27 protein-coding genes are annotated in these 24,665 nt (G+C 65.5%); 12 read left to right on the top strand and 15 right to left on the bottom strand.

Annotated elements, in window-relative coordinates:
• Positions 1-9: 9 nt before the first annotated feature.
• Both PATSB16_RS07145 and PATSB16_RS07140 read left to right on the top strand, forming a co-directional pair.
• A complete protein-coding gene (locus tag PATSB16_RS07145; protein WP_047213426.1) occupies positions 10-825 on the top strand; it encodes an HpcH/HpaI aldolase/citrate lyase family protein in 816 nt (271 codons plus the stop codon).
• Entirely contained in the window at positions 822-1,568 is a 747-nt protein-coding gene (locus PATSB16_RS07140; protein ID WP_047213425.1) for a helix-turn-helix domain-containing protein, read from the top strand. Before PATSB16_RS07145 ends, PATSB16_RS07140 begins: the two co-directional genes overlap by 4 nt.
• On the opposite strand, the gene PATSB16_RS07135 is transcribed toward PATSB16_RS07140, so the two are convergent.
• From PATSB16_RS07135 to PATSB16_RS07125, 3 genes are all read right to left on the bottom strand, one after another.
• Positions 1,561-1,947: a DUF488 domain-containing protein gene (locus PATSB16_RS07135; protein WP_047213424.1), complete on the bottom strand. Its 387-nt coding sequence runs from the start codon at positions 1,945-1,947 to the stop codon at positions 1,561-1,563. The genes PATSB16_RS07140 and PATSB16_RS07135 overlap by 8 nt on opposite strands.
• 62 nt (positions 1,948-2,009) lie before the next feature.
• A complete protein-coding gene (locus PATSB16_RS07130) occupies positions 2,010-2,336 on the bottom strand; it encodes an NIPSNAP family protein (RefSeq protein WP_047213422.1) in 327 nt (108 codons plus the stop codon).
• Positions 2,337-2,396: 60 nt separating this feature from the next.
• On the bottom strand, positions 2,397-3,374 hold the full coding sequence (locus PATSB16_RS07125) for an NADPH:quinone reductase (protein ID WP_047213421.1): 978 nt from the start codon (positions 3,372-3,374) through the stop codon (positions 2,397-2,399).
• Between the two features lie 249 nt (positions 3,375-3,623).
• Between PATSB16_RS07125 and PATSB16_RS07120 the strand changes: the two genes are divergently transcribed.
• From PATSB16_RS07120 to PATSB16_RS07100, 5 genes are all read left to right on the top strand, one after another.
• Positions 3,624-4,745: a PAS domain-containing sensor histidine kinase gene (locus tag PATSB16_RS07120; protein WP_047213419.1), complete on the top strand. Its 1,122-nt coding sequence runs from the start codon at positions 3,624-3,626 to the stop codon at positions 4,743-4,745.
• 143 nt (positions 4,746-4,888) lie between these two features.
• A complete protein-coding gene (locus PATSB16_RS07115; RefSeq protein ID WP_047213418.1) occupies positions 4,889-5,284 on the top strand; it encodes a response regulator in 396 nt (131 codons plus the stop codon).
• A 33-nt stretch (positions 5,285-5,317) separates the two neighbouring features.
• A complete protein-coding gene (locus tag PATSB16_RS07110; RefSeq protein ID WP_052892601.1) occupies positions 5,318-6,124 on the top strand; it encodes a helix-turn-helix domain-containing protein in 807 nt (268 codons plus the stop codon).
• Positions 6,125-6,262: 138 nt separating this feature from the next.
• Positions 6,263-6,775, top strand: a complete 513-nt coding sequence (locus PATSB16_RS07105) for a universal stress protein (RefSeq protein WP_047213416.1) — start codon at positions 6,263-6,265, stop codon at positions 6,773-6,775.
• A gap of 33 nt (positions 6,776-6,808) precedes the next feature.
• Entirely contained in the window at positions 6,809-7,672 is an 864-nt protein-coding gene (locus tag PATSB16_RS07100) for a universal stress protein (protein ID WP_083566712.1), read from the top strand.
• A gap of 28 nt (positions 7,673-7,700) precedes the next feature.
• Here PATSB16_RS07100 and PATSB16_RS07095 read toward each other — a convergent pair whose 3' ends face one another.
• The 3 genes from PATSB16_RS07095 to PATSB16_RS07085 all read right to left on the bottom strand — a co-directional run bounded on the left by PATSB16_RS07095 (position 7,701) and on the right by PATSB16_RS07085 (position 10,014).
• A complete protein-coding gene (locus PATSB16_RS07095) occupies positions 7,701-8,021 on the bottom strand; it encodes a chaperone modulator CbpM (protein ID WP_052892600.1) in 321 nt (106 codons plus the stop codon).
• Positions 8,018-8,962, bottom strand: coding sequence for a DnaJ C-terminal domain-containing protein (locus PATSB16_RS07090; RefSeq protein WP_047213414.1), 945 nt, complete (start codon positions 8,960-8,962; stop codon positions 8,018-8,020). Before PATSB16_RS07090 ends, PATSB16_RS07095 begins: the two co-directional genes overlap by 4 nt.
• Before the next feature lie 164 nt (positions 8,963-9,126).
• On the bottom strand, positions 9,127-10,014 hold the full coding sequence (locus tag PATSB16_RS07085) for a flagellar brake protein (RefSeq protein WP_047213413.1): 888 nt from the start codon (positions 10,012-10,014) through the stop codon (positions 9,127-9,129).
• Positions 10,015-10,407: 393 nt separating this feature from the next.
• Here PATSB16_RS07085 and PATSB16_RS07080 point away from each other — a divergent pair, with 393 nt between their 5' ends.
• Positions 10,408-11,328, top strand: a complete 921-nt coding sequence (locus tag PATSB16_RS07080; protein WP_047213412.1) for a LysR substrate-binding domain-containing protein — start codon at positions 10,408-10,410, stop codon at positions 11,326-11,328.
• Between the two features lie 191 nt (positions 11,329-11,519).
• A complete protein-coding gene (locus PATSB16_RS07075) occupies positions 11,520-12,470 on the top strand; it encodes an NAD(P)-dependent oxidoreductase (protein WP_047213411.1) in 951 nt (316 codons plus the stop codon).
• A gap of 221 nt (positions 12,471-12,691) precedes the next feature.
• Here the strand turns inward: PATSB16_RS07075 and PATSB16_RS07070 are convergent, their stop codons facing one another.
• Positions 12,692-13,600, bottom strand: coding sequence for an NmrA family NAD(P)-binding protein (locus tag PATSB16_RS07070; protein ID WP_047213410.1), 909 nt, complete (start codon positions 13,598-13,600; stop codon positions 12,692-12,694).
• 191 nt (positions 13,601-13,791) lie between these two features.
• On the opposite strand from PATSB16_RS07070, the gene PATSB16_RS07065 reads away from it, so the two are divergent.
• The gene (locus tag PATSB16_RS07065; RefSeq protein WP_047213409.1) at positions 13,792-14,688 is read left to right on the top strand and encodes an AraC family transcriptional regulator; all 897 of its coding nucleotides are present in this window, start codon (positions 13,792-13,794) and stop codon (positions 14,686-14,688) included.
• A complete protein-coding gene (locus tag PATSB16_RS07060) occupies positions 14,678-15,355 on the top strand; it encodes a cytochrome b/b6 domain-containing protein (RefSeq protein WP_047213407.1) in 678 nt (225 codons plus the stop codon). The genes PATSB16_RS07065 and PATSB16_RS07060 overlap by 11 nt, the downstream gene beginning before the upstream one ends.
• A 9-nt stretch (positions 15,356-15,364) precedes the next feature.
• Here PATSB16_RS07060 and PATSB16_RS07055 read toward each other — a convergent pair whose 3' ends face one another.
• The 3 genes from PATSB16_RS07055 to argC all read right to left on the bottom strand — a co-directional run bounded on the left by PATSB16_RS07055 (position 15,365) and on the right by argC (position 17,739).
• Positions 15,365-15,823 (bottom strand): CHRD domain-containing protein, encoded by a 459-nt coding sequence (locus PATSB16_RS07055; RefSeq protein ID WP_047213406.1) that lies wholly within the window; start codon positions 15,821-15,823, stop codon positions 15,365-15,367.
• A 322-nt stretch (positions 15,824-16,145) separates the two neighbouring features.
• On the bottom strand, positions 16,146-16,688 hold the full coding sequence (locus PATSB16_RS07050; RefSeq protein WP_047213404.1) for a hypothetical protein: 543 nt from the start codon (positions 16,686-16,688) through the stop codon (positions 16,146-16,148).
• A 97-nt stretch (positions 16,689-16,785) separates the two neighbouring features.
• Complete coding sequence (argC, locus tag PATSB16_RS07045; protein ID WP_047213402.1) at positions 16,786-17,739, bottom strand: N-acetyl-gamma-glutamyl-phosphate reductase; 954 nt, start codon at positions 17,737-17,739, stop codon at positions 16,786-16,788.
• Between the two features lie 443 nt (positions 17,740-18,182).
• Here argC and PATSB16_RS07040 point away from each other — a divergent pair, with 443 nt between their 5' ends.
• Positions 18,183-18,515, top strand: a complete 333-nt coding sequence (locus PATSB16_RS07040; RefSeq protein ID WP_047213400.1) for a hypothetical protein — start codon at positions 18,183-18,185, stop codon at positions 18,513-18,515.
• Positions 18,516-18,726: 211 nt separating this feature from the next.
• Here the strand turns inward: PATSB16_RS07040 and PATSB16_RS07035 are convergent, their stop codons facing one another.
• The 5 genes from PATSB16_RS07035 to PATSB16_RS07015 all read right to left on the bottom strand — a co-directional run bounded on the left by PATSB16_RS07035 (position 18,727) and on the right by PATSB16_RS07015 (position 24,638).
• Positions 18,727-20,034 carry an Nramp family divalent metal transporter gene (locus PATSB16_RS07035; protein WP_047213399.1) on the bottom strand — a complete coding sequence of 436 codons (1,308 nt, stop codon included), beginning with the start codon at positions 20,032-20,034 and terminating at the stop codon, positions 18,727-18,729.
• A gap of 146 nt (positions 20,035-20,180) precedes the next feature.
• Positions 20,181-21,413, bottom strand: coding sequence for an NAD(P)/FAD-dependent oxidoreductase (locus PATSB16_RS07030; protein ID WP_047213397.1), 1,233 nt, complete (start codon positions 21,411-21,413; stop codon positions 20,181-20,183).
• A 10-nt stretch (positions 21,414-21,423) separates the two neighbouring features.
• Positions 21,424-21,789, bottom strand: coding sequence for a RidA family protein (locus PATSB16_RS07025; protein ID WP_047213396.1), 366 nt, complete (start codon positions 21,787-21,789; stop codon positions 21,424-21,426).
• Between the two features lie 21 nt (positions 21,790-21,810).
• Positions 21,811-23,340 carry an amidase gene (locus PATSB16_RS07020; protein ID WP_047213395.1) on the bottom strand — a complete coding sequence of 510 codons (1,530 nt, stop codon included), beginning with the start codon at positions 23,338-23,340 and terminating at the stop codon, positions 21,811-21,813.
• A gap of 11 nt (positions 23,341-23,351) precedes the next feature.
• Positions 23,352-24,638, bottom strand: a complete 1,287-nt coding sequence (locus tag PATSB16_RS07015; protein WP_047213394.1) for an MFS transporter — start codon at positions 24,636-24,638, stop codon at positions 23,352-23,354.
• Positions 24,639-24,665 lie beyond the last annotated feature (27 nt).

Raw genomic sequence — 24,665 nt, 5'->3', positions numbered from 1 at the left:
TGCCCGATCATGTCCGTCCATAGCTATCTGTTTGTGCCGGGTGAACGCCCGGAACGTTTCTCCAAGGCGCTGGACAGCGGCGCCGAGCGAATCATTCTCGATCTCGAGGACGCCGTGGCGCCCGCCGCCAAGGGAACGGCGCGCGCGGCCCTGGCCGAATGGCTGCAGGCTCGCGGCGGGCCCGATATGCGCATCCTGGTGCGCGTGAACGGCGTCAATACGCCGTGGCACGCCGACGATATGGCGCTCGCCGCCCTGCCAGCCGTCGCCGGCATCATGCTGCCCAAGAGCGAGGAACGCGCCGCGTTGAGCGCCGTGCGGGCCCGATTGCGCCCCGGGCAGGAACTCCACGCGCTGGTCGAGAGCGTGGCCGGCCTGGTGCATCTGCGCGAGATCGCGGGTACGCCCGGCCTCACGCGCGTCGCCTTCGGCTCGGTGGATTTTTGCGGCGACGCCGGCATCGGCGGCGACGATCGGGAGCTCGACGCGATACGCACGCAGTTGGTGATCGAATCCCGCTACGCACGGCTGCCGGCGCCGGTCGACGGCGTCGCGCTGGCCATCGACGACGCCGCTGCGCTCGAAGCGGAGGTGCTGCGGGCACGACGTTTCGGGTTTGGCGCCAAGCTGTGCATCCACCCCAAGCAGGTCGCGCTGGTGCAACGCGGCTTCCTGCCTTCCGATCAGGAGCGCGCCTGGGCCGAGCGCGTGCTCGCGGCGGTGGCTGCCGACCCGCATGGCGCCATCGCCATCGATGGGAAGCTGGTCGACAAGCCGGTCGTCGATCGCGCCCGGGCCATCTCGGCGGCAGCCGTACGCCCATGAACGGCGCTCGCCGGGCGATCGGCGTGCTGTGGACGCGCGCGGCACTGCCCTTCCCGCTGCGCGTGCCGCTGACCGCCACGAATCAACTGGAGCTGCGCGGCGTCGACATCCCCTATGCGCTGCGCATCCAGATGCTGTCCGGCACATTGACGCTGACTGGCCAGCCAAACCGCCGGATCATTCATGCCGGTCAGGACGCCGAATTGCCGCCTGGCACCCCTGTGGACTATCTGCTCGCGGCAAAACCATGCGCGGGCATCGCCGCCAGAGCCATCCTCACCTTCGAGACCGATCACCACGCCGGATGCATGGCCGCCCCCGAAGGCACGTCATTGGCCGCAGCGCTGGGCCGTCAGGTTTTTCGCGCACCCAATGCGCAGTGGCGGGCCGACACGCTGGCCAGGCGTTGCCAGTTGCCGCAGGGCACCCTCCATGGCCTGCTGGCGCAGGACGGCACCAATCTGGCAGCCGTGGTTGAGCGGCAGCGCGTATTCGCTGCGCTGGTGCAGATGATGACCACCGGGCTCGCCCTCGAGCAAATCGCCAGCGCCGTCGGGCTGGGCACCCCCACGGCCATGAGCGAGGCATTCCGCAGGGTCGTGTGCATCGACTGCGATGCGTTGGAGCGAGCGCATATCCGTTCGCGGCGGCTTGCGCACCGGCACGACGACACCACAACCGCTCACTTTCCGGCCAGACTGCCACGCGGATTCTTCTCCGGCGCGCAGCCCGGGCTCACTTGATCTCGGCACCGCGCTCCTGCAGCAATTCGCGCAGAACGCTGCGATGGCAGCGACTTTCGTCGACGCAGTAGCAGCCCACCGAAAAATGCGTGGTATGCGACAGGGCCGCCAGCAGGTCGAGCACCTTGCCGTGCTCGCTGGTATTCATCTCGGCACGGAATTTTCGCTTGAAGCGATTCCAGTCGGCCTCGCTTTCGGCGGCCTGGGCCTCGGCAACCAGCTCGGGACTGGGTGAGAGGTTCGGCAGCCAGACGTCGTAATAATCGCGCTTGCTGAATTCGGCCTTCGGCACGCCGCGCGGCGGTCGCCGCACGGTGCCGATGCGCAGGCCCTCGTCGGGCGCGCGCGGGGTGCCGAGTCGGATAATACGGACGCTCATGGCTCATCCTTCAAAACGAACAGCCTGCGCCGCTCAACGCAGGCCAGGAGCGGGATAACGCTTCAACGCAACGGGGAATATGCCGTCGGCACCAGAATCTGATTCTCGATACGCTCGACAATGATCGCCTGTGCCTCGCTTTCGGCCCGCTTGGCCTGCCATTGCGGGTCCGCGATAAAGGCGTCCCATTTGGCCTCTCGCTCGGCCAGGCTCTCCCACTCGAGCAGGTAGGTCAGCGCCTGATTGGTCGGCCCGATGGCGGTTGTCCAGAACGCAACCGGCCTGATGCCGTACTTTTCCCAAAACCTGAGGGTAACGTTCTGGAAACGGTCATGCAGCGCGGGCAGACGGCCCGGGGCGCAGTGATAGATGCGCAGCTCGTGGATCATGGAATGGCCTTTTTCATGACTGTGAAAAACAAGACCTGTGCGGTGTGACGGCGGCGCCGCTCAGGGAAGGTCGACGACGATATTGCCGACCAGCTTGCCGCCCTCGACTGCCTCGTGCGCCGCGGCAATATCGTCGAGTGCAAAGCGCGCGGCGATATGATGCACGAGCCTGTCGTGCGCCAGCAGTGCATTGACGCCGGCCAGCACTGCCTCGCGGTCGGCCGGCAGCAGATCATAGATCAGGAAGAAGCGCACCGCGATCGAGCGGTACAGCAACATGCGAAACGGCAACGGGACATCGTCGGCCTGATTCGAGCCGTAACAAACCAGCGTGCCGTGCGGCGCCAGTGCACCGTCGCGCACGTAGGCGGCGGTGCTCGACAGATCCATGTCGATCACGGCATCGACGCCGCGTTCGTCGGTCAGCGCCTTGATGCGCGCGGCCACCGGCTCCAGCTTATAGTCGATCACCGCGCTCGCGCCCGCCGCCGTGGCATTGGCCAGCCGGGCTGCCGAGCCGGCGGTGCCGATCACGCGGGCTCCCTGCTGGGTGGCGATCTGCGTCACATAGTGGCCCACCGACGAACCGGCGCCAGTCACGAGGATCGTCTTGCCGGCAACGTCGCCAAGCAGGCGTACCGCCTGGTAGGCGGTCAGCACCGGAATGCCGAGGCAGGCCCCGGCAGCCAAATCGATGTGCTCGGGCAGCCATACGGCCTGCGCCTCGGGCACCACGATATACTGCGCAGCGGTACCCATCGGGCGCTGCCACTGGCCGTTCCAGAGCCAGACACGCTGTCCCAGGCGCGACGGCGCAACTCCCGCACCGACGGCGTCGATCACGCCCGCCCCGTCACTGTGCGGTATCACGCGGGGAAACGCCAGCGGCCGGCGCCGCGTCTTGACGTCCGAGGGATTCACCCCGGACACGGCAACTTTCACGCGCACTTCGCCGGGGCCCGGCGACGGCGTCTCGAGCTCCCCCACCACCAGCACGCGGCGCGCATCGCCGGCTTCGGTGTACCAGGCTGCTTTCATTCTCGTTGCCTTTTTCCAAGTCGATCAGAGCCAGGCGCACCGTTACGCGCCGCGCAAGCCAAGCTCACGCTTCGGCATCATTACATACTGCCACAAACGCACGCCGGATGGGTCTCCCCTCCCCGGGTTCAAGCCGATTCCAATTACTGCCAAATAAAACTAGAATGTGCTGTATTGGCGACATCCCCCCAGGCCAGGCTAGGATCCCCATGCCCAGCCGGAGCCGGGCTCGCCGCTCCGGAGAGGACGATGAGCGATCAGGCGACCGGGCCCCTGGACACCACGCCACCACCTCCGCCTCATGTGCCAGCCGACGAAAACTTCCGTTTGCTGATCGAGGCCGTCGACGACTACGCGATTTTCATGCTCGACCCGGCCGGCAACGTCGCCAGTTGGAACCCTGGGGCTCGCAAGATGAAGGGTTACGAGGCCGCGGAAATCCTCGGCCGGCATTTCTCGGTATTTCATACGCCGGACGATGTGAACGCCGGCCAGCCCGGCCGGGAGCTTGCCGGCGCCGCCGCGCACGGCCGCTACGAGAGCGAGGGCTGGCGCGTGCGCAAGGACGGCTCGAAATTCTGGGCCAACGTGATCGTCACCGCGATTCGCGACGACCAGGGCACATTGCGGGGGTTCGCCAAGGTCACACAAGACCTGACCGAGCGCCGCCGGCTCGCGGAGCTCGAGCAGATTCGCCGATTTTCAAGCCATATCCAGGCCGCGCGCGAGGAGGAGCAGGCGCGCATTGCGCGCGAGCTGCACGATGAGCTCGGCCAGCAGCTCACCGCGCTCAAGATGGCGCTGGCCGAACTGCATGGCGCGCTCGAGGCGCGCCTGGCCGATCTTCCACAGGCAGCGGCCGGCATGCAGGATATGCACCGGCTGATCGACGTCAGCGTCGCCTCGCTCAGACGTATCGTCGCCGGGCTGCATCCGATCGCGATCGAGACGCTCGGTCTGGTGCCGGCGCTCGACTGGCTCACCGAGGATTTCAGCCGGCGCTATGGCATCTCGGTCGAATTTCAGGCCGCGCTGGGCGACCTGACGCTAAGCGACGCGGCCGCTGCGACGCTGTTTCATATCGTTCAGGAAGCGTTGACCAACGTGGCTCGCCACGCCCGCGCCAGCCGGGTCAGCATCGACCTGAGCGCGCGCGACGGCGCCTGCCTGCTGCGCATCGAGGACGACGGCCAGGGCATGCGCTCCGACGCTCGCGCCAACACCCGGTCGTTCGGCCTGATGGGCATGCGCGAACGGGTCGATCGCCTGGACGGCAGGCTCGTCATCGACGACATGCCGGGGCGCGGTGTGCACATCGCCATCGCCATTCCCCTGATGAGTGTCCTCGCGCCCGGCGGCGACGGTCGATGACGCTTGCACCGCGCCCCGGGCGAGCACCGTCCGGCCCCGCGCATCGCCGTGTAGTCCTTTGCCTACAGATGTAGTCCCGCACCGATATTCAATCCAGCCATTGGCGTCTGGTTTTCATGGCCGCGGCTTTGCATACTGGAGCCATGAAATCGTGCCTCTCACCCAAATACCAGGTCTATCTGGTCGAAGACTCCGCCCTGATCCGCGAGCGTTTGCTGACCCGGTTAGCCGCCTTGCCGCTGGTGCATGTCATCGGCTTTGCGACCAGCGTGCGCGAGGCGATCGAGGGGATCGACGGACACAAGCCGGACGCCGTCATCCTGGACTTGAAGCTCACTGACGGCACTGGCCTGACAGTGCTCAAGCACTTGAAAGAGCACTTGCCGGGCGTGCTGGTGATCGTTCTGACCAATTATGCGGTGCCTTACATTCAGGACATCTGCATGAAAGGCGGTGCGGCTTTTTTCCTCGACAAGACGGCCGAACTTGGACGTTTGCTCGAGATTGTTCAAACGTTGTCGACGCAGCAAAAACAATAGATTTGTGACTCATCGCGCATTACGGAGCCCACCATGTCACTCGAAACATTAGCGTCATCCCCCGCAATTTCTGTCGCAGCGGCTTTTCCCAAGCGGCAGATCCATCATCTGCGCGAAGTTTCCGACAACACGGCGGCACTGCGTTGCACCTCGTGCCTGCTGCGCGACTTCTGCCTGCCCAGCGGTTTGAGCGCGCAGGATACAGAATTGCTCAGCACGCTGATCGCGGCGCGGCGCACAGTTCGACGCGGCCACGCGCTATACCACGGGGGCGATCCTTTCGAGAATATCTACACAGTGCGGGCCGGATCGTTCAAGACCCAGTTGTTCAATCCCGAAGGGCGCGAGCAGATCACCGGATTCCAGATTTCTGGGGAGCTGCTGGGTCTGGACGGCATCACCGGCGGCCAGCACGACTGCGACGCCGTGGCGCTCGAAGACAGCCAGGTCTGCGTGATTCCGTTCAAGCACCTGGAGCAGTTGAGCTTCGATATGCCGACCATTCAGCACATGGTCCATCGCCTGCTCGGTGCGGAGATTTCCCGCGAACGCAAGCTGCTGATGGTGCTCGGCAATATGTGCGCCGAAGAGCGTGTCGCGTCCTTTATCCTGGATTTCTCGGCGCGCCTGACAGCCCGTGGGTACTCGTCGAGCGAGTTCAACCTGCGTGTGACGCGCGAAGAAATCGGCAATTACCTCGGCATGAAAATGGAAACCGTGAGCCGCATTTTTTCTCGCTTCCAGGACGCCGGCTATATCGCGATGCGGCAAAGACTGATCCGCATCGTCGATCTGGACGGCCTGCGCGCCGTGCTCGAGCCGGCGCGGCTGAGCGCCTGAGCCAGCGGTCCGGGCGCCTTGACGCAGATCAAGCCGCGCGTGGGCGAGCGAGCGACAATCGCGCATTCCGGCCTATAGTGGGGGTGGCGCGCCGCGGATTGCGCTGCGGCCCAACATCTCAGCGTTCAGGGATCGATCATGTATCAACATATACTTCTGGCCATCGACGACAGCCCGACCTCGGCCAAGGCGCTCACCGAAATCAGCCACATCGCGGAACCCGGCGCCACGGTGCGCGTGGTCAACGTCGTCGAGGATCCGGTCCTGACCTTTCCGTCGGTGTACAGCGGCTACTACGACATCGAGTCGGTGCGCGACGCCATGCTTCAGGCCGGCCGCGAACTGTTGGGCAACGCCGAACGGCAGTTGCGCGGCTACGGCGTCGACGTGCAAACCCGTCTGCTCGATTTGCGCGAACTGGCCGTGGACATTGCCACCGCCATTCACGACGAGAGCGTTCGCTGGCCGGCCGATCTGATGGTGCTCGGCACGCACGGCCGGCGCGGTGCCAGACGCGTGCTGATGGGCAGTGTGGCCGAGCAGCTGATGCGCACCGCCACCCAGCCCGTGCTGCTGGTCAGGTCCGACGCGCCCGCGCAGCCGGCCGGCGAGGCCAGCCAGGCCACCGGCCAGGCCGAACCGCAGCATTGATCCTTGACCTGGTTTGCGAGCGCATGGAGCGACATGATGGCTTATCAAACGATTCTGGTTCACATCGACGACACGCCGCGCTGCGCCGCACGCATCGACCTGGCGGCAAATCTGGCCTCCGCGGGCAATGCTCATCTGGTCGGACTCTATTTGCCGGTGTTGCCGGCCGACTTCGCCTACCCGGCAATCAACCGCCAAAGTCTTCAGGCGGCGCTTGATCGCCGAACCGCCCCGGATCGGCCTCACGAGCAAGAGGCACGGCAAAAGTTCGAAACCGCCGCGGCGCGCGCCGGGGTACCCGCCGAATGGCGCGCTCCCCAGGGCGTGCCGGACGATCTGGCCGTCCTGCACGCGCGGCATGCCGATCTCATCGTACTCGGCCAGCATGACCAGCAAGCCCCGGCCGCACCGGTGCTCGAGCGTTTCAACGAGAATCTGATCCTCGCCAGCGGACGTCCAGTGCTGGTCGTGCCATATACCGGCCCGCTACCGCTCCGATTCGGCCGCGTCCTGATCGCCTGGAACGGCAGCCGCGAGTCGGCTCGTGCCGTGGGCGACGCCATGCCGCTGCTCGAACGGGCCGATCACGTCAGCGTGGCCATCATCGCCCCGACGACCGGGGAGCCGCGACTCGATGCGCCAAACGCCCAGGCGCTCGTCGATCAATTATCCCGTCACGGTATCTCCTCGACATGCGAGGTGATACCGGTGAGCCATGAAGTGGGTGTGGACAAAGCCGATGCCGGCGAGCTGCTGCTCACGCGCGCCGCCGACGTGGCCGCCGACCTGATCGTGATGGGCTGCTATGGTCATGCCCGCCTGCGTGAACTGGTGATGGGAGGCGTGACCCGCACGCTGCTGCGCACCATGACTGTGCCGACCCTGCTGTCGCATTGACGGGGCCGCGGCTCCGCATCGTCCGCCCTCAAACCCTGCCGGCACGAGCGCGCAGGGCCTGCAACTCGCTTTCGAGCTGTGTCACCCGGCGCATCAGCGTCAGCGCCAGTGCGAGACCGTGGCGGTCGAGCAGGAAGTCATCGCGCAAGCGGCGCGCCATTTGCGCGGTCGCCACGCCCTCCAGCGCAAACATGCGCGGCGATTGCGCCGGATCGACCGGATTGATCACCTCGTTGTCGATCAGATCCTCGATCTCGTCGAGCGACAGTCCAGAGATCTCCGCCAAATATTCGATCTGACACACGCCATCGCCATTGAGCCACACCGCAGTGGTACTTTGCAGGTTCATGGTGTCGCCTCCTTTTCGAGATGCTGCCGCAGGTTGACTCTGGAGGCGGCAGCCAATTGCTCATACAGGGCTCGCTCGTTCGCGCTGACAACTTTCGGGACCTCGATGCGCACGACCGCATAGAGCGCACCAGTGCTTCCGTCCGACGCGGGCAGGCCGCGACTGGCCAGCCGCAGCTTGGTGCCGGCGGTCGTGCCCGGCTTGATATCGAGCTCGACCGGACCGGCCAGCGTCGGGATCCGGACCACGGTTCCCAGCACTGCCTCCCAGGGAGCCAGCGGCAGGTCGATATAGACGTCCCGCCCATCGACCCGGTAAAGCGGATGCGGTTGCAGCGCCAGCACGACGTATAGATCGCCCGGCCGCCCTCCCTGATATCCGGGCCCGCCTTTGCCGGCCAGACGCAGGCGATGCCCGTCCGCCGCGCCCTTGGGCAACTTCACGTGAAACGCCCGCTCGGCGCGATGGGCCAGGCCGTTGGCGTCGAACTCCGGCACCTCTGCGCGCACCTCGATCCGGTCGCCGCGAAAAATCTGCTCCAGCGATACCGGCACCGCAATCTCGTAGTCCTGACCCGGGATGGGTATCTCGCGCTGGGCTTGCGCGCCATGCCTGGTACGCCGGAACGCCTCGAAAAGGTCGGCCAGGTCGACATTGTCGAAGCCGTCCCCCGAAGTATTGAAATGCTGCTGCCAATCCGGCGGTGGCGTGAACGACTCGCCGGCCGGCCGCCGGCCAAGATCATCGTAAGCCTGGCGCTTTTCCGCGTCTTTGAGCACCGCGTAGGCTTCGGCGATTTCCTTGAATTTGGCCTCGCCGTGCGGGTCCTTCGAAATGTCGGGATGGTATTTGTGGGCCAGCTTGCGATAGGCTCGCTTGATCTCGTCGGCCGTGGCCGAGCGCTCGACGCCCAGCGTTTGATAGTAGTCCTTGTATTTCATGGGAGCCTCGGGAAGGCCATGAGCGCATGGCGAAGCCGCCCCGCGCGCGGCGCCGGCGACGCTCGCACGCGACGCGATCCTTGAAGTTTAGGATTGGCCGGATCGAGGGCTTTGACAAAAATCAAGAGAGCGGAGCACCGGCGGCCCGCTCGGCAGGCGCTTGCCTACAGGCCGCGCAGCAGTATCTCCAGCACCCCGATGCGCAGCATGTTGGCGAGCGAGGGTGTGAGTTCGGTGAAAGCGACGCCATAGCGGACCATCGTCCCCGCCAGCTGGCTCTTCTGGCGCACCGCCGCTCGGACGTTGCACGTCAGCGTCTGGCCGTCGTCGAGGGCAAACTTGAAGCCGATTCGCAACTCCTCGAACGACTCGAGCGCCGGATAGTCGGTTTCAATGCCCGCTCCCGCCACGCTGAGGTCGACGATGCGCCCCTGCGAGAGCTGCGCCTGATCGCGCAGACGCCCGTAGAGCGTCGCCGCAATCGCGGTCTCGACCCGCAAATGGCGGCGCAAGCGAATTTCCCGCGCCACCGGGGGCAACGACAGATGCAGATGCGGCACTGGCGCTTCATACGCGCACAGCACGCTGGCGGGAAACTGATGAATCGCCACGCCGTTGAATACATTGACGTCGAACCGGCTGCCGGGCGCATGGCCGCCGTACTCGTCGAGCCCGCACGGGCACGATACGATCAGGCTATGTCCGTCAATCGCACCAAGCAACTCGGCTTCGAATCTGCGCGCACTGCCGGCCGGCTGCAGCAAAACGGTTTTGGCCCATTTTTTCAGCAGTTGTCCGGATCGGATACGAACTTCGCCAACTCGCGCCGCGTTCGCGCCGTGCGCCGATGTGGCCGCATGAGCCTCGAGCGGTGGCGTGAGTTCGATCGGGCTGGCCAATTGCCGGCCCCATTGCGCAATCTTTTCGCGCTGGGCTTCGGACATCACTGCCAACCCCTTGGCCAACATCAGTTGGCCGGCAGGGTCATAGATCGAATAGGGCAGCGGTTCGCCAATCTTGATGGCAGATACGGGGATTTCGAGCAGTTCCATGATCGATCAATTGAATTCGCCGCCGGACGGTCCCGACATTACCTGGTAAATAGCAACTGTCGTGCCAAGCGGCGGCACGCCCGGTCGAGGCCCGTGCCGCGCGCGCGTCCGACCTTGCCGGGCAAGGACCATCGCGCCGAGGCTGGTCTGCCCGCGCACCGCTGCCCCGTGCCGCGCCCACCCGCCTGTCACGTTACGCCGGCGGCCGCGTTACGTTACACATGCGGCAAATCGTGCAGAGGAGCGCCTGCTGGCTTGCCGGTCTCGGCGCCGCCCGGTATGCTCGTTTGACTTGCGGGCCGGCTGCGCGCCAGCGCCCGTTTTCGCGGGATTCGCCCGGCTCTTTTTGCGGGCGGTGCGAGCGATCCACCGGACTGCTGTCGAGGATGCGTGATGCCGTTTCGTCTTCCCCCATTGACTTCGCTGCGTTTTTTCGAAGCGGCCGGCCGGCTCCAGAGCTTCAAGCTCGCCGCCGCCGAGTTGAACGTGACGCCAAGCGCCGTGAGTCATGGCATCGTCTCGCTGGAACAGGCGCTCGGGGTCGAGCTTTTTGCGCGAGAGACGCGCGCGCTATCGCTTACACCCGCCGGCGCGGACTATCTGACTTACGTGGCCGAGGCGTTTGCGCTCCTGGCCACCGGCACGCAACGCTTGGCCGCGCACCGGGCCGAGCGCACCATCGCCGTGAGTTGCGCCCCCACCCTCGCCTCGCGCTGGCTGCTGCCGCGCCTGCAGCGCTTTCGCCGCCTTTGGCCGCAAGTCAATGTGAGAGTCGACACGTCGCGGCGGCAAGTCGGATTCCCGGCCGACGGCTTCGACTTCGCTATCCGGCTGAGCCGCGCGCCGGACGCCGGCGCGGATTGGACGCGGCTGTTCGGCGAGCAGCTGGTGCCGGTTTGCAGCCCCGCCTATCGGGACGCGTTGGGCGACGCTGCCGGCCGCGCCGATTTACACCGGGCCACGCTGATCCACGTCGACTCGGCCAGTGAAGATTGGCAAGCCTGGTGCGATGCCACAGGCATGGAAAGCATCGCGCTCGCAGGTGGGCTGCACGTCGATTCGATCCAATTGGCGTTCGAAGCCGCCGCCGCCGGGCTGGGCGTTGCGCTGGGCCGCCATCCGATGGTGGAGCGTGAGCTCGCCGCGGGCTTGTTGGTCGAGATCAGTCCGGCCATGGTGGCCACTCAGACCGCTTATTGGCTGGTTTGCGCCGACGGCGCCGATGAGCGCGCCGATCTGGCGGGATTCAAGCAATGGCTGGTGAGCGAAGCCGAGCAATTCACGGGTGCGAGTGAAGGCGCCACCGTGCGCTAGCCCGGCGACGAATGCGCGCCGATGCGCGTGGCTGGCGAGATGAATTTGCCTCACCTTGGGTCAAAATCTTTTCCTTTGTCGCGCCGGCCAGGCGCTGCCACACTGAGATTCAGGAGGGCCGGCGTGCTCCCGAGCGCACACCGGGCGCGGGGCGCCGGCCTGCGCTGCAACCCAGACCAAAGAGAATCTCGATGGGCAATACTGCTTCCCCGCTCGGTTTCATCGGGCTGGGCTCGATGGGCGAGCCCATGGCGCTGAATCTGGTCCAGGCCGGCATGCCGCTGCTGGTGTGGAATCGTTCCGAGGCCAAGACGGCCCGCCTGGCAAGCGCGGGCGCTCGCGTTGCAGCAAATGCGGCAGACGTATTCGCGGGCGCGGACACGATAATTTTGATGCTGGCCGACGACCTGGCGATCGACGCCGTGCTCGGTCGGGACAGCGCCGGCTTCGCGGTGCGCGTGCGGGGCAAGACTATCGTGCACATGGGCACGACTTCCCCCGCCTACTCGCGCCGGCTCGAGGCTGACCTGCGCAGCGTCGGCGCGCGTTACGTCGAGGCGCCGGTCTCGGGTTCGCGCAAACCGGCGGAGGCCGGGACGCTGGTAGCCATGCTGGCGGGCGAAGCGCAGACAGTGGCCGAGGTGAGTGCGCTGCTGCGGCCGATGTGCCGGGAGGTGACGGTATGCGGGGCCGTGCCCAACGCACTCCTGATGAAACTCGCGGTCAATATCTTCCTGATATCGACCGTCACGGGCCTGGCCGAATCGGTTCATTTCGCCGCGCGCCAGGGGCTCGACCTCCAGCAATTGGTGCGCATCCTCGACGCCGGCCAGATGGCCAGCGACGTCTCGCGCGTCAAGGCCCCGAAGCTCGTTGAGCGTGACTTCGCCGTGCAGGCATCGATCCCCGACGTACTGAAAAACAATCGCCTGATCGCCGAGGCCGCGCGCGAGGCGGGTATTGCCTCGCCGCTGCTCGATGTTTGCCACGCGCTCTATGAGGAAACCCTGGCGCTGGGCCACGACAGCGAGGATATGGTGGCTGTGCTCACCGCTATCGAAACCCGCACCTCGGCCGAGCCCGGCGTCTCGTCGTTCGCGCGCGACCTCGCGCCCTGGCTGGCGATGGCTCAGCGGCAATGAGGGCGGGCGGCTTGCCTCAGTACACGTCGAAATCGTCGTTGCTGCGAGGCAGTCCGTCGAGCAGGGCCTGAAGCCACCGGCCGCCGGCGACTGTCAGTAAGCGCCGCGCACAGTGCCGCATGCGGCGCGCTGCGAGCGTGCATATTTCAACGTGCAAACTCGGAAGTTCTCGCGATATACCCGTCAAAGGGCAAATAGCCATATTCGTCTCCCACAGGGCATTACTGGCGCGACATGGCCGCGGCCACACGCGGCACCAGCGCGGCGAACGCTTGCGCGAGGGTCGTCGTACCCCGACGCCATTGGCCAACACCGGCCTCGACGTCAATGCGGCCCGCATTGTGGGCGTCGTATAGATCACAAATCAGCCGCACGTGCTGCTCGCTCAATCCGGCCCGGCCCAGCATGGCTGCACGATGCTCACGGGGCACCGTGCGGGCAACCACCTCATGGCCGCTGACATCGCTCAGCACACGAGCCACGTCGAGTGCGCTTACGCGCTCCGGCCCTTCCATGCTGACCACGCGCGGATCGGCGGAGGCCGTCGCATTGAATGTATCGCTCAGCAATTCGGCGGCCAGGCGTCCGACGTCTTGCGCGGCCACGCAGGGAAAGCGTTTGTCGAGCGGCTCGTGCAGGCTGGGCAGGATGCCGGTGGCAAGCGCCACAGGCATGACGCGGGCCCAGTTGTGCATGTGCTCGGCCGAGCGCAGCAGCGTCAGGCGCGTGCCGAGCGGCGCAAGGCTTGATTCCAGTTCATGGAACAACTCGGTGATGCCGGTTCCGCCACGCAGCTCGGCACCGTAGTCGGACAGCGCCACGATGCGCGGTGGCGGATTCATCTGCAATGCGCTGGCGGCCACGTCGATCATATGGCGCATCGCCTGCGCCGGCAGGCTGCCCGATCGCGGCACCGGACATAGCATCTGTACCGCCTGCGCACCGTCGAGCGCGCGCGCGACGCTCACCGGTTCGCACAGATCAGCCACGGCGATTTCGCAACCGAGCCGGGCCAACGGCCCGGCCTGAGCGCTATCGCGCACCACCGCTCGCACCGGCCGCCCCGCCTCGCGCAACGCCGCGGCACTGGCGCGCCCGACGTTGCCCGCGGCCCCGAATATCACGAACATGCCAGACTCCTTGTCGATTTCTGTCTCATCCGTCGAGATCTTAGAAGTGCCGCCCCGGTCTGGCGCGCACGGAAGGATCGTGTTGCGCGGATTCGGATGACTTTTTACGACCACCGCGGCGACCCGCTGCCGATGCAAGCGCCACGGTCGCAGTACAATGCCAGCACCCTTGGCACTCCACGAGGCCCCCAATGAAGCTCGCTTCGCCTATTGCCCTGCCCCACAGCGGTACCCGCGTGCGCCTGCGCTCCAGCAAAGGCCTGGGTTGGAACGGGTTCGGAGCGGATCTGATGAGCGTATCGGCGGGTTTGCACCGCATCCCGGCCATGCCGGTGCATCGTATCGGCGTGCATGTCGGGGCGCCGGTCAAGGCGCATTGCCACTGTGAAAATCAGCGCGGCTCACGCATTCAGGCACACGGCGACGCCGACGTGATTCCCGCCGGGCTCGACGGACAATGGACCGACGACGCGAGTTGCACGATCTTCAGCATCTGGATCGACGAGCCGCTGGCGCGCCAGACCTTCGATCAATTGAACGTGAAACCTGCCCAGGCGAGCATTCGGCCACGACTGCAAATGCGCGATGCCCGCTTTCAGCATCTGGCCTGGGCCTTGCGCGCCGAACTGGAGGCCGACGAAGCGTCCGATCCGTTATATGCGCAGAGCCTGTGCACGGCGATGATCGTGCGCCTGATCGGCGCGGTGCCGTCGCTCGAGGATCGACGACGCAGGAAGCTGTCGCCGGTCGCGGCTGCCCGTCTGATCGAATACATCGACAGCCATCTCGCCGATCGTCTCACCCTTGCCGAACTTGCCGCCATAGTCGACTTGAGCGTGCCGCACTTCAAGGTGCTGTTTCGGGAGACCCTGGGCATGCCGGTGCATCGCTACGTGATACAGCGCCGCGTTGAACGGGCCAGTGCCCTATTGCGGCAAGGCAAGCTCGGTGCCAGCCAGATCGCGCTGGACACGGGGTTCGCGCATCAAAGCCACATGGCGCACTGGATCAATCGCTTGCTGGGGGTGTCGCCGCGAGACATTGTCGCCGCCAATACGCCCGCACGGGGCATGCGCGATGGCCGCTGAACAACCGGCGCCGATCATGCGTTCGGTCAGCGTGTGGGACGCACCGACCCGGCTATTTCATTGGCTGGCGGTGGTGCTGGTGGCCGCGGCCTATATCACGGCGCGGCTCAACTGGATGGACTGGCATGTGTGGATTGGCCAGGCGTTGCTGGCGCTGCTGCTGTTTCGCCTGCTGTGGGGCTGCTTCGGCAGCGATACGGCGCGATTCAGGACCTTTGTCACCTCGCCCGCGGCCGCATGGCAACACCTGCGGCATTTGACGCGGCGCGAGCCCGACGTGCAGGTCGGCCACAATCCGGCCGGCGGCTGGATGGTATTGCTGTTACTCGCGTTGCTGCTGGGCGAGACGTTGACGGGGCTGTACGTCAACAACGACGTCGCCGACAACGGACCGCTGACCGCCTGGGTGCCGGCGCCGATCGCCAATGCGATCACGGCGCTGCATGGACTGTTGTGGGATGCGCTCGTGGCTTGCATCGCGCTGCACGTGCTGGCGATCGCGCTGTACGCAGCCCTCAAAGGGCACAACCTGCTGCGTCCGATGTTCACTGGCCGCAAGCGCCTGCCGGCCGGCATTGCCTCACCGCGGCTGGCTCCGCCGGCGCGCGCCCTGCTGATGCTGGCGATCGGCGCCACGGCCGCGGCGCTGATCGCGAACTTCCTTTAGGTCAAGACGTCATTTCCCCTTGGGCGGGATAACCTGACCGCGAATTTCGCCGGCCGGGTGGTCTTTGGTATGGACGTTGACATAGGTGTCGCCGGCAAGAAAAGCCTTTGCCTCGGCAGGCGACAGCTTGGCCTCGCCCTTGATCGGGCTGGTTACCGAAGCGGCGCCTTTCTTCGTCAGCCAGACCCTGACCGGTCCGTTCTTGCCCGTCGCACCCGCGTGAATATGCGCCATCGTGGCCGCACTCGACAAACCGCTGAAGGTGACATCCCAGGTCACAACGCGTGTGGCCGGATCGTAGGTCAGCGCGGCATTGCCGGTCGCCGAGCTAGGCACCGCCGGCACCTCATGCGCGCCGTCGAGCGGCACCGTGAATGAAACCGGCGCCGCATTGGCCAAAGTCATCGAACCCGCCAACGCGAGCCCGCCAAACATGAGAACAGCCCGCCGTGACATCGAAATTCGCATTTGATTCTCTCCTATCCGGTTTGATCTGACTGAACAATCCCATGGAAGCGCGCTTTCTCGCGGCGCTCTCGCGCAACGCGAAACCGGCCCTGGCCAACTGCAGTGAAAGCAAAGCCGCGCTCGCCGCCGGCGCCGCTCGGACAACGACCAAGCGATACAGGTCGTCGTTGGGGGATGAACGCGCGCCGTGGCTGATCCTAGCACAGTAAAACGCATCGAGTCGGCCGCGTCTTCGTAGCCTGCCGGGGTCTGTCGGCCATGCGGGCCGCGCCGATCTGCGCGGCGCCAAGCGGCACTCCGCGCGCTTCGGACGCAGCGTTTTCTACATGACCATGTTGTCGCCGCCGGCGCGTTCGTGCAGCGGATCCGGGCTTTGCTGCGTGCCGCGCAATACGCCGGCATCGTCGAACAGGAAGTGATAGAGCTGGTACCACTGCCCGTCCTGCAGGAAGCGGTAGCTCCAGACTTCGCGCTTTTGCAGCGGGAAGTATGCTTTCTCCGCAGGCTGACCGAAGTGCTCGAGCACGTCCTGTTCGGTCCATTTATCGACCTGGGCCCGATAAAATTCGCTGGGCTGCAGCACCTGTCGCACACTGAGCACCTTGCCGTCGGCACTTGCATGCACCGCGGTGGTGACCTCGCCCATCGGCTGGGTCGGCCACATCAGGCGCCTGGTGCCGTCGGCCAGCGTATAGACTTCGCGCGGGGGCCCCAGTCTGGCGATCACGGCGGAGACCGGCTCGCCGGCCTGGAATGACTCCCAGGGCTGCGCACACGCGCCGAGCACCAGCGTTGCGGCGCAGGCCACTAGCCTTGCCGCGCGGCGAGACGCAAACAGATAGGATTTCGAAGATTGTCGTGTCATGCTGAACTCCCGCTCACGCGCCCCCGTCACGTGCGCCGATGGCGCGGCAAATCCATTCGTACGGCTCGGCCCGGCCAGGAAATCAGGCCGCCGACACTCAGCGCGCGCCGGCCAGTCCGGTGCGCTCGTCGAGGCCCAGCATCAGATTCAGGTTCTGGACCGCCGCGCCCGAGGCGCCCTTGCCGAGATTGTCGAGACGCGCCACCAACAGAATCTCGTCACCCGACGGGCTCGCAAAGGACATCAACTCGAGCTGGTTGGTGCCGCTGAGGGTATCGGCGCGAATGAAATCGCCGCGCAGCAGTTGCTCTCGGGAGTCCGCCGGCACAACGCTGACGAAAGCCGCATCGCGGTAATGTTCGGCCAATGCGCCGTGCACGGCGGCCGCATCGTCATTCAGCGCCTCGCGCGCCAGGGTGACGATCACCAGCATGCCTGTCGGGAAATGCCCTTCGCTGGGCACGAAAATCGGCCGGCGGCGCAGCTGCGCGTGCATCTGGATTTCCGGCACGTGCTTGTGAGCCAGCTTGGTGCCATACAGCGCGAACGGCTCGGGATCCTCGCCTTCGTGAATCTGTATCAGCGCCTTGCCGCCGCCGGTGTAGCCGGACACCCCGACAATGTGCATCGCCTGATCGGGCTGCACGACGCCGCGCTGCACCAGCGGGCGGAGCAGCGCGATCGCGCCGGTCGCGTAGCATCCGGGATTGCTGACCCGCTGCGCCTCGGCGATGCGTGCCCGCTGCCCATCGGTGAGCTCCGCAAAGCCATACACCCAGTCGGGGGCGGTACGGTAAGCGGTGCTCGCGTCGATCACGCGGACCTTGGGATTCTCGATCAGCGACACCGCCTCGCGCGAGGCATCGTCGGGCAGGCACAGAATCACCACATCCGCGCCGTTCAGTGCGCGGCGCCGATGCTCGAGCGAGCGCCGGTCGCTCTCGGCAATCGAAATCAGTTCGAATTCGTCGCGCTGCGCCAGCAGGTCGAGAATTTGCAATCCGGTGGTGCCGTGCTGGCCATCGACATAAATAGCGGGTTTTGCTGCCATTACATTTCCTTGAAACGCCGCCCGATCGGGACGGCCGGTGCATCGATATTGCCTGCGCGTTGACGCAGTGCTGTCTTATCCGTCAACTATAGCACCCCAACGCGCCCGCCGTTGCTGCGGCACACGGGCCGGGAACACCGGCCACGCCCGCCCTGCGCGCTGGCCACGTGGCGATCGGGCCGGCATGCCGCATCATTACGTCCACGCAATAGATGTAACAGCGGCGGCGGCCAGATGGAACGGCCAACTGCTTCCAAACCCCATAAAATAAGGCTTTTTTACCGAAGCACCGCGACGCCCGGTTACATGCAGACATGCGCGCTTACAAGTTGTCACGTTTGCACCGCGTTGCGGCGTTAGGATGGCGTCGCTCGGTGGCGCCTTGCCCGCCCGGCTTTGCTGGCCGACATGTGCCTCCCTCACCTGAATCAGGAGATTGCATCATGAAAAAAACTTACCGCACCGCTCGCCCGATCATTGCTTTGGCGCTCGCCGCCAGCGCGTTCCTCGCCGCTGGTTCGGCGCTCGCCTACGAAGGCCAGCCGCTTGCCGTCTACGGCCAACCGCGCCTGATGCCGGTCGATGTGAGCATCACTATCGGCCTGCATGGTGACCGCTACTGGGATGGCCACCGCTATTGGGATCGCGACGACTGGGTCCGCCACCATCCGCATGACCGGGATCCATGGCGCCACCGTCGCCCCGATCATGATCGCGGCCGCGGTCACGGATACGATCATGGACCCGGCCATGGCCGCGGCCCCGACCGTCATTGATGGCAACGGCCGAAGTCCGCACCGGCAAAGCGCGTCCGGAACATGGTCAAGTGCTTTGCCGGGTTCAGACACACCGGTGAAAATCTGAGGCAAATCAACGCATTGCCCAGTTTGCAGATCATTTATCCACAGTGTTACGAACAATTTCTGTGGACAAGTCTCACTGCGCGCTGGCCGGCGGGCAATCGCGCGCCGGCCAGGGCGGCCAGCGCTAGCGCGTCATCCCGGGAACCGCGACCCCGAACGTTTGCAGCACCAACACCGCGTTGAGCGCGAGAATCAGCGCGGCACCCGCCAGTGCCGATGCGGCGACGAGCCGGCGATTGACGAAATTGCCCATGATGTCGCGCCGGCAGGTGAAAATCGCCACGGCAATCATCGGTACCGGCAAGGCAAAGCTCAGCACGACCTGGCTATAGATCAGCGCCCGCGTCGCGCTGACGCCGCACGCGACGACCGCGAAAGCCGGCAGCATGGTTACAGCCCGACGCAACCACAGCGGCAGGCGCGTACCGACGAAGCCCTGCATGATCATCTGTCCGGCCATCGTGCCGACCACCGAGCTCGATACGCCGGAGGCCATCAGCGAGACCAGAAAAAGAACGGCAGCGCCCGCCCCGAGCATCGGTGTGAGCGCACGGTACGCGGTTTCGATCTCGGCAACCTCCGGACGGCCCGCATGGAACGCACCCGAGGCCATCACGATCATTGCCATGTTGATGAGCCCCGCCACCGAAAGCGCAATCACGACTTCCAGATTCGAGAGTTTGAGCAGCTTCCGGCGTGCGCCATCGGTACGCGCCGACGCACGGCCCTGCATCAGGCCTGAATGCAGGAAAATCGCATGCGGCATGACCGTCGCCCCGAGGATGCCGACCGCCACGGTCAACGCGCCGCCGTCCGGCAGTTGCGGTACGAGCGCGCCGCGCATGGCGGCCGTCCACTCGACCGGCACGATCAGCAATTCCATCACGTACGACAGTGCAATCGCCGCCACCAGTGCGCCGATGATCAGCTCGAGCGGCCTGAAACCGCGCTTCTCGGCTAACAGGATGCCGTAGGTGACGATGCCGGTGACAACCATGCCGGACATCAGCGGCAAATGGAACAGCAGCGACAACCCGATCGCACCGCCCAGGAACTCAGCCAGATCGGTCGCCATCGAGGCAATCTCGCTGATGCCCCACATCAGCAGCACCACGGACGGCGGAAACTGCTCGCGCACCAGCTCCGCGAGGTTGCGCTGCGTGACGATGCCAAGCTTGGCCGAGAGCGCCTGGAACAGCATCGCAATCAGGTTGGCCGCCACCACGACCCACAGCAGCGAGTAGCCATACCTGGCCCCCGCTTGCAGGTTGGTGGCGATATTGCCTGGGTCCATGTAGGCGATGGAGGCAACCACGGCCGGCCCGACGAACAGCAGCCTGGCGCGCAGCCCGACGCTGCGCGCGGCAAGCGCCTCGCCGATGGCCAGCGTGGTGCGTTCGCTCATCCCGAGTTGTGCCTGGGCGGTGGTCATTGCCAAAATCTCTCGTTCTTGTCGTCACGTATTTCTCACACATGAATCATGAAACGAGCGGCGCGAAAAGGACAATTGAATGTCCTGATCGCATCGATTGACGAAACCATCCGCCGCCAGGGCCGGCGGCTCGGGGACCATGCAAGCTAAAAGCGATCGGCTCTGAATGGGCGGGGATCGACCAGTGGCGCCTCGCCGGTGATCATCTCGGCGAGCAACCGGCCGGTGACGGCACCCAGCGTGAGGCCATGATGCGCGTGACCGAAGGCGAACCACAGGTTGCGGTGGCGCGGCGCCGGTCCGATGATCGGCATCATGTCCGGGGTGCAGGGTCGGCGGCCCATCCACGGCTCGGCGTCGATGCGCTGGTCCAGCGGAAACAGCGTGCGCGCCACCGGCTCGACCGCCGCCAGTTGCACCGGCGTTTTGGGCGCGTCACGATGCGCCAGCTCGACACCCGTGGTCAAACGGATGCCGCGCGCCATGGGTGCCAGCAAAAAGCCGCTCTCCACATCGAGCACCGGGTGATTGAGCCGAGCCCCGGCCATGCTGGCATAGTGCATGTGGTAGCCGCGCTTGACCGCCAGCGGCAGGCGGTAGCCCAGGCGTGTGGTGATGTCGTTCGACCACGGCCCAAGCGCGACGACAGCCGAGCCGGCCTCGATCGGCCCGGCCTCGGTCTGAACCGTCCAGGCATCCTGCAGCGTGGTGGCGTCCCCCTGCAAAACGCGCCCGCCCAATTGCTCGAAATACCGCGCATAGGCACTCACCAAAGCGTTGGGATCGCTCACCGAGTCGGCCGCGGTGTAGTGCAACCCGCCCAGCAGCGAGCGATCGAGATCGGGCTCCATCCGATTCAGGCGCGCTGCATCGAGCGCTTCGAACTCGACGCCGAATTCGCGTCGCCACTTCTCGACCTGCCGCAACTCTTGGTCCTGCTTGGCTGCCGAACGGAAGATCTTGATCCAGCCGCTGCGGCGAAGCAGGCCGTCGGCACCCGCCTCTTGCGCCAGTGCACGATGTTCGCTCACGCAATGCTCGATCAACGTCGCATAGGCTCGGGCAATCGCCGCGTGCCGCGCGGGCTGGGAATAGTGCCAGTATCGCCACAGGAACGGGGCGATCTCGAGGATCGCATCGTTGTGGTAACGCACGTCGGGCGAGCGGTTGCGCGCGTAGCGCAGCAGCGTGCCGAAGTCGCGCGGAAAAGCGTATGGATAGACACCTTCACGCTGGATCAGCCCCGCATTGCCAAACGATGTTTCATTGCCGGGCGCCTTGCGATCGACCAGCGCGACCGCGCGGCCGCGCTTTTGCAGGTGCACGGCCACCGAGACGCCGACGATACCGCCGCCGAGCACGACACTATCGAATTTCATTGGCACCCCGCTACGTTGCATTCGCAGCGAGCGCCGTCACGGCAACTTCCACGTCGCAGCCCGGCTTCATCAGCAGTGCTTGCACGCAGGCGCGCACAGGCGCATGGCCGGACGGCACCCAGGCTTCCCAGGCCGCGTTGAAGTCCGCGAAATGTTTGGGATCCGACAGCCAGATGCTTGCGCTGACAAGTTTCGTTTTGTCGACGCCTGCCAAGGCCAGCAAGGCATCGATGCGCGCGAGCACCTCATTGGTCTGCTCGGTCACCGAACAGCCGGCTGCATCGGGGACCTGCCCCGCCAGGTGCACGAAACCGTTGGCGATGACCACCTGACTCATGCGCGCGCTGGTTTGGATACGAATGATTTCGCTAGTCACGAGATTCCTCGATAAGGATGTTTAGAGCGCCGCCTTGCCCAGACCCGGATCGGTCGCGCCGGCGTCGAAGATCGGCGGCGCCGTAACGATCGATTTGAGCGCTGGCGTCGGTTGCGTGAGTTTGGCGAGGTCGGGTCGGGGCCGGCGCAGCGCCGCCGATGCTTCGAAGGCTTGCTCCATCGCATGAGCGACGCCCAGTGTCTTGCGGTCGCCGCGGAACGGGCCGACGATCTGCAGGCTGAACGGCATGCCCGATTGATCGACACCGCACGGAATGGTGATGGCCGGATGCGTCGTCAGCGTGACGATATAGGTCAGCGCCAGCCAGCGATAGTAATTTTCCTGGGCGCGCCCGTTGATCTGCGCCGCATACAATTCGCGCCACGGAAACGGCGAGACCGGCGTGGTCGGTGAAATGATTACGTCATAGTCGGCATACACCGACTGAAAACGCTGGAAGATCCTGGTTTGCTCGGCTTGCGCCCAGGCGCTGTCGGCCAGCGTCATCGCCGCGCCCATCTCATAATTGGCCCGTGTATTCGGCCCGAGCGCGCCGGGGTCGCGCGCATACGCGTCGCGCAGCCCGGCGACGAAACTCTCCGCGCGCAGCACGTCGAAGCAGCGATGCACGTCGCCCAGTTCGAAGCGTACTTCGTCGCACGCGCGAAACATCGGCTTGATCGCCGCCATGCGTTCGCGGAACAATGCGCCGATACGCTCGTCGACATCGCAGTTGTCGAAGTCCAGCGTCCAGCCGACGCGCAAGGTACCCAGGTCGACTGGCGCCGGCGGCATGAACTGCCGTGGATCGATTTCATGGCTCAGCGGATCGCCGGCCGAGATGCCGGCGGTGGCGGCCAGTTGCAGGCTCGTATCGGCCACCGTGCGGCCCATCGGCCCGACCACCGAGATCGGCGTCCAACCCAGCAGCCGGCGCGAGTTCGGCACGAGTCCGGGCGATGGGCGAAAGCCCACCACGCCGCATTTCGAAGCCGGGATGCGTAACGATCCGCCGGTGTCCGACCCCGTGCACACCGGCAGCATATCGCAGGCCAGTGCGGCGGCCGAGCCGCCCGACGATCCGCCGGCGTTCAACTCCGGATCGAACGGATTGCCGGTCGCGCCCCACACCGGGTTGCGCGTGTTGGCGCCCGCACCCAGCTCGGGCACATTGGTCTTGGCCACCAGCACGGCGCCGGCCGCGCGCAGGCGCTCGACCAGCACCACGTCGCGTTGCGGCACATGCCCGCGCGCCGATGGCGAGCCGTAGGTGGTCAACAGGCCGGCCGTGTCCTCCAGATCCTTGACGCCCAGCGGCAGCCCGTGCAGCAGGCCCAGCGGCTCGCCCGCCAGGACCGCCCGCTCGGCGGCGCGGGCAGCCTCGCGTGCCTGCGGGTAACAGGTCGCGGTAATCGCATTGATGGCCGGGTTGACGGCTTCGATGCGCTCGATGCAAGCCTCCAGCAGCTCGACCGGCGAAATCTGCCTGTTACCGATCAGCCGGCGCAGTTCAACGGCCGAGAGGGCCACGAGTTGGTCATTGTGATTCATCATGCTCCTTGTCAGGCAATTGACTGGCCGGTGCGGTCCTTGAGCCAGATCAACGGCAACAGCGAGACCGCGCAGGCGGCGGCCACATACCAGGCCGGCGAGAGCGGGTTACCGGTGCGCGCCACCAGCCAACTGGCGATAAACGGCGAAAAGCCACCGAAAAACGATGCGCTGACGACGTAACTGAGTGCGATGCCGGTCGCCCGCACATGCCTGGGAAACTGTTCTGGAATCATCACGAGCACAGGCACGATCTGCGCCGAAACGAACAGGGCAAGCACACCTGAAACAGCACACAGCATGGTCAGCGACGGATGCCGGGCAAGCAGCGCAAACGCCGGATACACGCCCAACAGCATCATAACGCGGGCGACGACGAGTACGCGCTTGCGGCTGAAGCGATCCGCAAGAACGCCGGCAAGCGGTGCGGAGATAAACAGCACCAATGCCGTGACCACTCCGGAGACAGTTCCGGCCATCGGGCTCATGTGCAGCGTACGCACTGCGTAGCTATGCAGGAAGAAAGCCGCGATGTAGACCGAAACCGAGCCGCCCAATTCTGCGACGGTGCACAGCAGGGTCACTTTCAGGTGTGTCCCCAGGGCTGCCTTGAGCGCGCCATGCGGGTGAGCCTGGCCGTCCCGGCGTGCGCCCAGCGTTTCCTCCAGCCGGCGCCGGATCAGCATGCCGGCAGGCGCCGCAAGGATACCCAGCACGAAGGGCAAGCGCCAGCCCCACGCCAGCACCTGTGCTTTGCCAAGCGAGGTATGAACCAGGGTAGCGACCAGTGCGCCCAGCACCAGACCCAGCGCCGACGCGGCGAAATTCCAGCTGGCAAAGAAGGCGCGGCTGTTGTCGTCGGCATATTCGACCAGCAGCGTCGTGCCGGGGCCGAACTCGCCTCCCGCGGCGAAGCCCTGGATGATGCGGGCGCTCAGCACGATCAACGGGGCGGCCATGCCGATCGACGCATAGGGCGGCACGCCGGCGATCATCGCGCAACTGAGCGCCATCAGCATGATGGTGAGCACCATGGCCTTCTTGCGTCCAACCCGATCCGCGTAAGCGCCGATCACGATACCGCCGAGCGGGCGCACGACGAACCCCACGCCGAACACCGCGATCGACAGCAGAAACTGATTCACTGGCGAGGCGGCCGGGAAAAACAGTTGCCCAATCTGAATTGCGAAAAAACTGTAGATCGTGAAGTCGTAAAACTCGAGCGCGGTGCCGATCGTGGTCGCGGCAATCACATTCGCCCTCGACAGACCGGCCTTTTCCAAGGTAAGCGTTGACACGATACGGCTCCCCAAACAGTAATGGCG

The organism is Pandoraea thiooxydans, assembly GCF_001931675.1.
GTDB lineage: Bacteria > Pseudomonadota > Gammaproteobacteria > Burkholderiales > Burkholderiaceae > Pandoraea > Pandoraea thiooxydans.
Note: the sequence above shows the minus strand (reverse complement) of the source record. Positions and strands in the feature narration are given on the sequence as shown.

Coding starts and splice junctions, on each gene's coding strand:
- PATSB16_RS07100 (WP_083566712.1), top strand. CDS start 6,809: ATGATGGCTTATCAAACGATTCTGGTTCACATCGACGACACGCCGCGC.
- PATSB16_RS07035 (WP_047213399.1), bottom strand. CDS start 20,034: ATGACCACCGCCCAGGCACAACTCGGGATGAGCGAACGCACCACGCTG.
- PATSB16_RS07130 (WP_047213422.1), bottom strand. CDS start 2,336: ATGATCCACGAGCTGCGCATCTATCACTGCGCCCCGGGCCGTCTGCCC.
- PATSB16_RS07135 (WP_047213424.1), bottom strand. CDS start 1,947: ATGAGCGTCCGTATTATCCGACTCGGCACCCCGCGCGCGCCCGACGAG.
- PATSB16_RS07050 (WP_047213404.1), bottom strand. CDS start 16,688: ATGACACGACAATCTTCGAAATCCTATCTGTTTGCGTCTCGCCGCGCG.
- PATSB16_RS07075 (WP_047213411.1), top strand. CDS start 11,520: ATGGGCAATACTGCTTCCCCGCTCGGTTTCATCGGGCTGGGCTCGATG.
- PATSB16_RS07080 (WP_047213412.1), top strand. CDS start 10,408: ATGCCGTTTCGTCTTCCCCCATTGACTTCGCTGCGTTTTTTCGAAGCG.
- PATSB16_RS07090 (WP_047213414.1), bottom strand. CDS start 8,962: ATGAAATACAAGGACTACTATCAAACGCTGGGCGTCGAGCGCTCGGCC.
- PATSB16_RS07065 (WP_047213409.1), top strand. CDS start 13,792: ATGAAGCTCGCTTCGCCTATTGCCCTGCCCCACAGCGGTACCCGCGTG.
- PATSB16_RS07060 (WP_047213407.1), top strand. CDS start 14,678: ATGGCCGCTGAACAACCGGCGCCGATCATGCGTTCGGTCAGCGTGTGG.
- PATSB16_RS07110 (WP_052892601.1), top strand. CDS start 5,318: ATGTCACTCGAAACATTAGCGTCATCCCCCGCAATTTCTGTCGCAGCG.
- PATSB16_RS07055 (WP_047213406.1), bottom strand. CDS start 15,823: ATGCGAATTTCGATGTCACGGCGGGCTGTTCTCATGTTTGGCGGGCTC.
- PATSB16_RS07030 (WP_047213397.1), bottom strand. CDS start 21,413: ATGAAATTCGATAGTGTCGTGCTCGGCGGCGGTATCGTCGGCGTCTCG.
- PATSB16_RS07125 (WP_047213421.1), bottom strand. CDS start 3,374: ATGAAAGCAGCCTGGTACACCGAAGCCGGCGATGCGCGCCGCGTGCTG.
- PATSB16_RS07140 (WP_047213425.1), top strand. CDS start 822: ATGAACGGCGCTCGCCGGGCGATCGGCGTGCTGTGGACGCGCGCGGCA.
- PATSB16_RS07085 (WP_047213413.1), bottom strand. CDS start 10,014: ATGGAACTGCTCGAAATCCCCGTATCTGCCATCAAGATTGGCGAACCG.
- PATSB16_RS07115 (WP_047213418.1), top strand. CDS start 4,889: ATGAAATCGTGCCTCTCACCCAAATACCAGGTCTATCTGGTCGAAGAC.
- PATSB16_RS07040 (WP_047213400.1), top strand. CDS start 18,183: ATGAAAAAAACTTACCGCACCGCTCGCCCGATCATTGCTTTGGCGCTC.
- PATSB16_RS07105 (WP_047213416.1), top strand. CDS start 6,263: ATGTATCAACATATACTTCTGGCCATCGACGACAGCCCGACCTCGGCC.
- PATSB16_RS07120 (WP_047213419.1), top strand. CDS start 3,624: ATGAGCGATCAGGCGACCGGGCCCCTGGACACCACGCCACCACCTCCG.
- PATSB16_RS07145 (WP_047213426.1), top strand. CDS start 10: ATGTCCGTCCATAGCTATCTGTTTGTGCCGGGTGAACGCCCGGAACGT.
- PATSB16_RS07095 (WP_052892600.1), bottom strand. CDS start 8,021: ATGAACCTGCAAAGTACCACTGCGGTGTGGCTCAATGGCGATGGCGTG.
- PATSB16_RS07070 (WP_047213410.1), bottom strand. CDS start 13,600: ATGTTCGTGATATTCGGGGCCGCGGGCAACGTCGGGCGCGCCAGTGCC.
- PATSB16_RS07020 (WP_047213395.1), bottom strand. CDS start 23,340: ATGAATCACAATGACCAACTCGTGGCCCTCTCGGCCGTTGAACTGCGC.
- argC (WP_047213402.1), bottom strand. CDS start 17,739: ATGGCAGCAAAACCCGCTATTTATGTCGATGGCCAGCACGGCACCACC.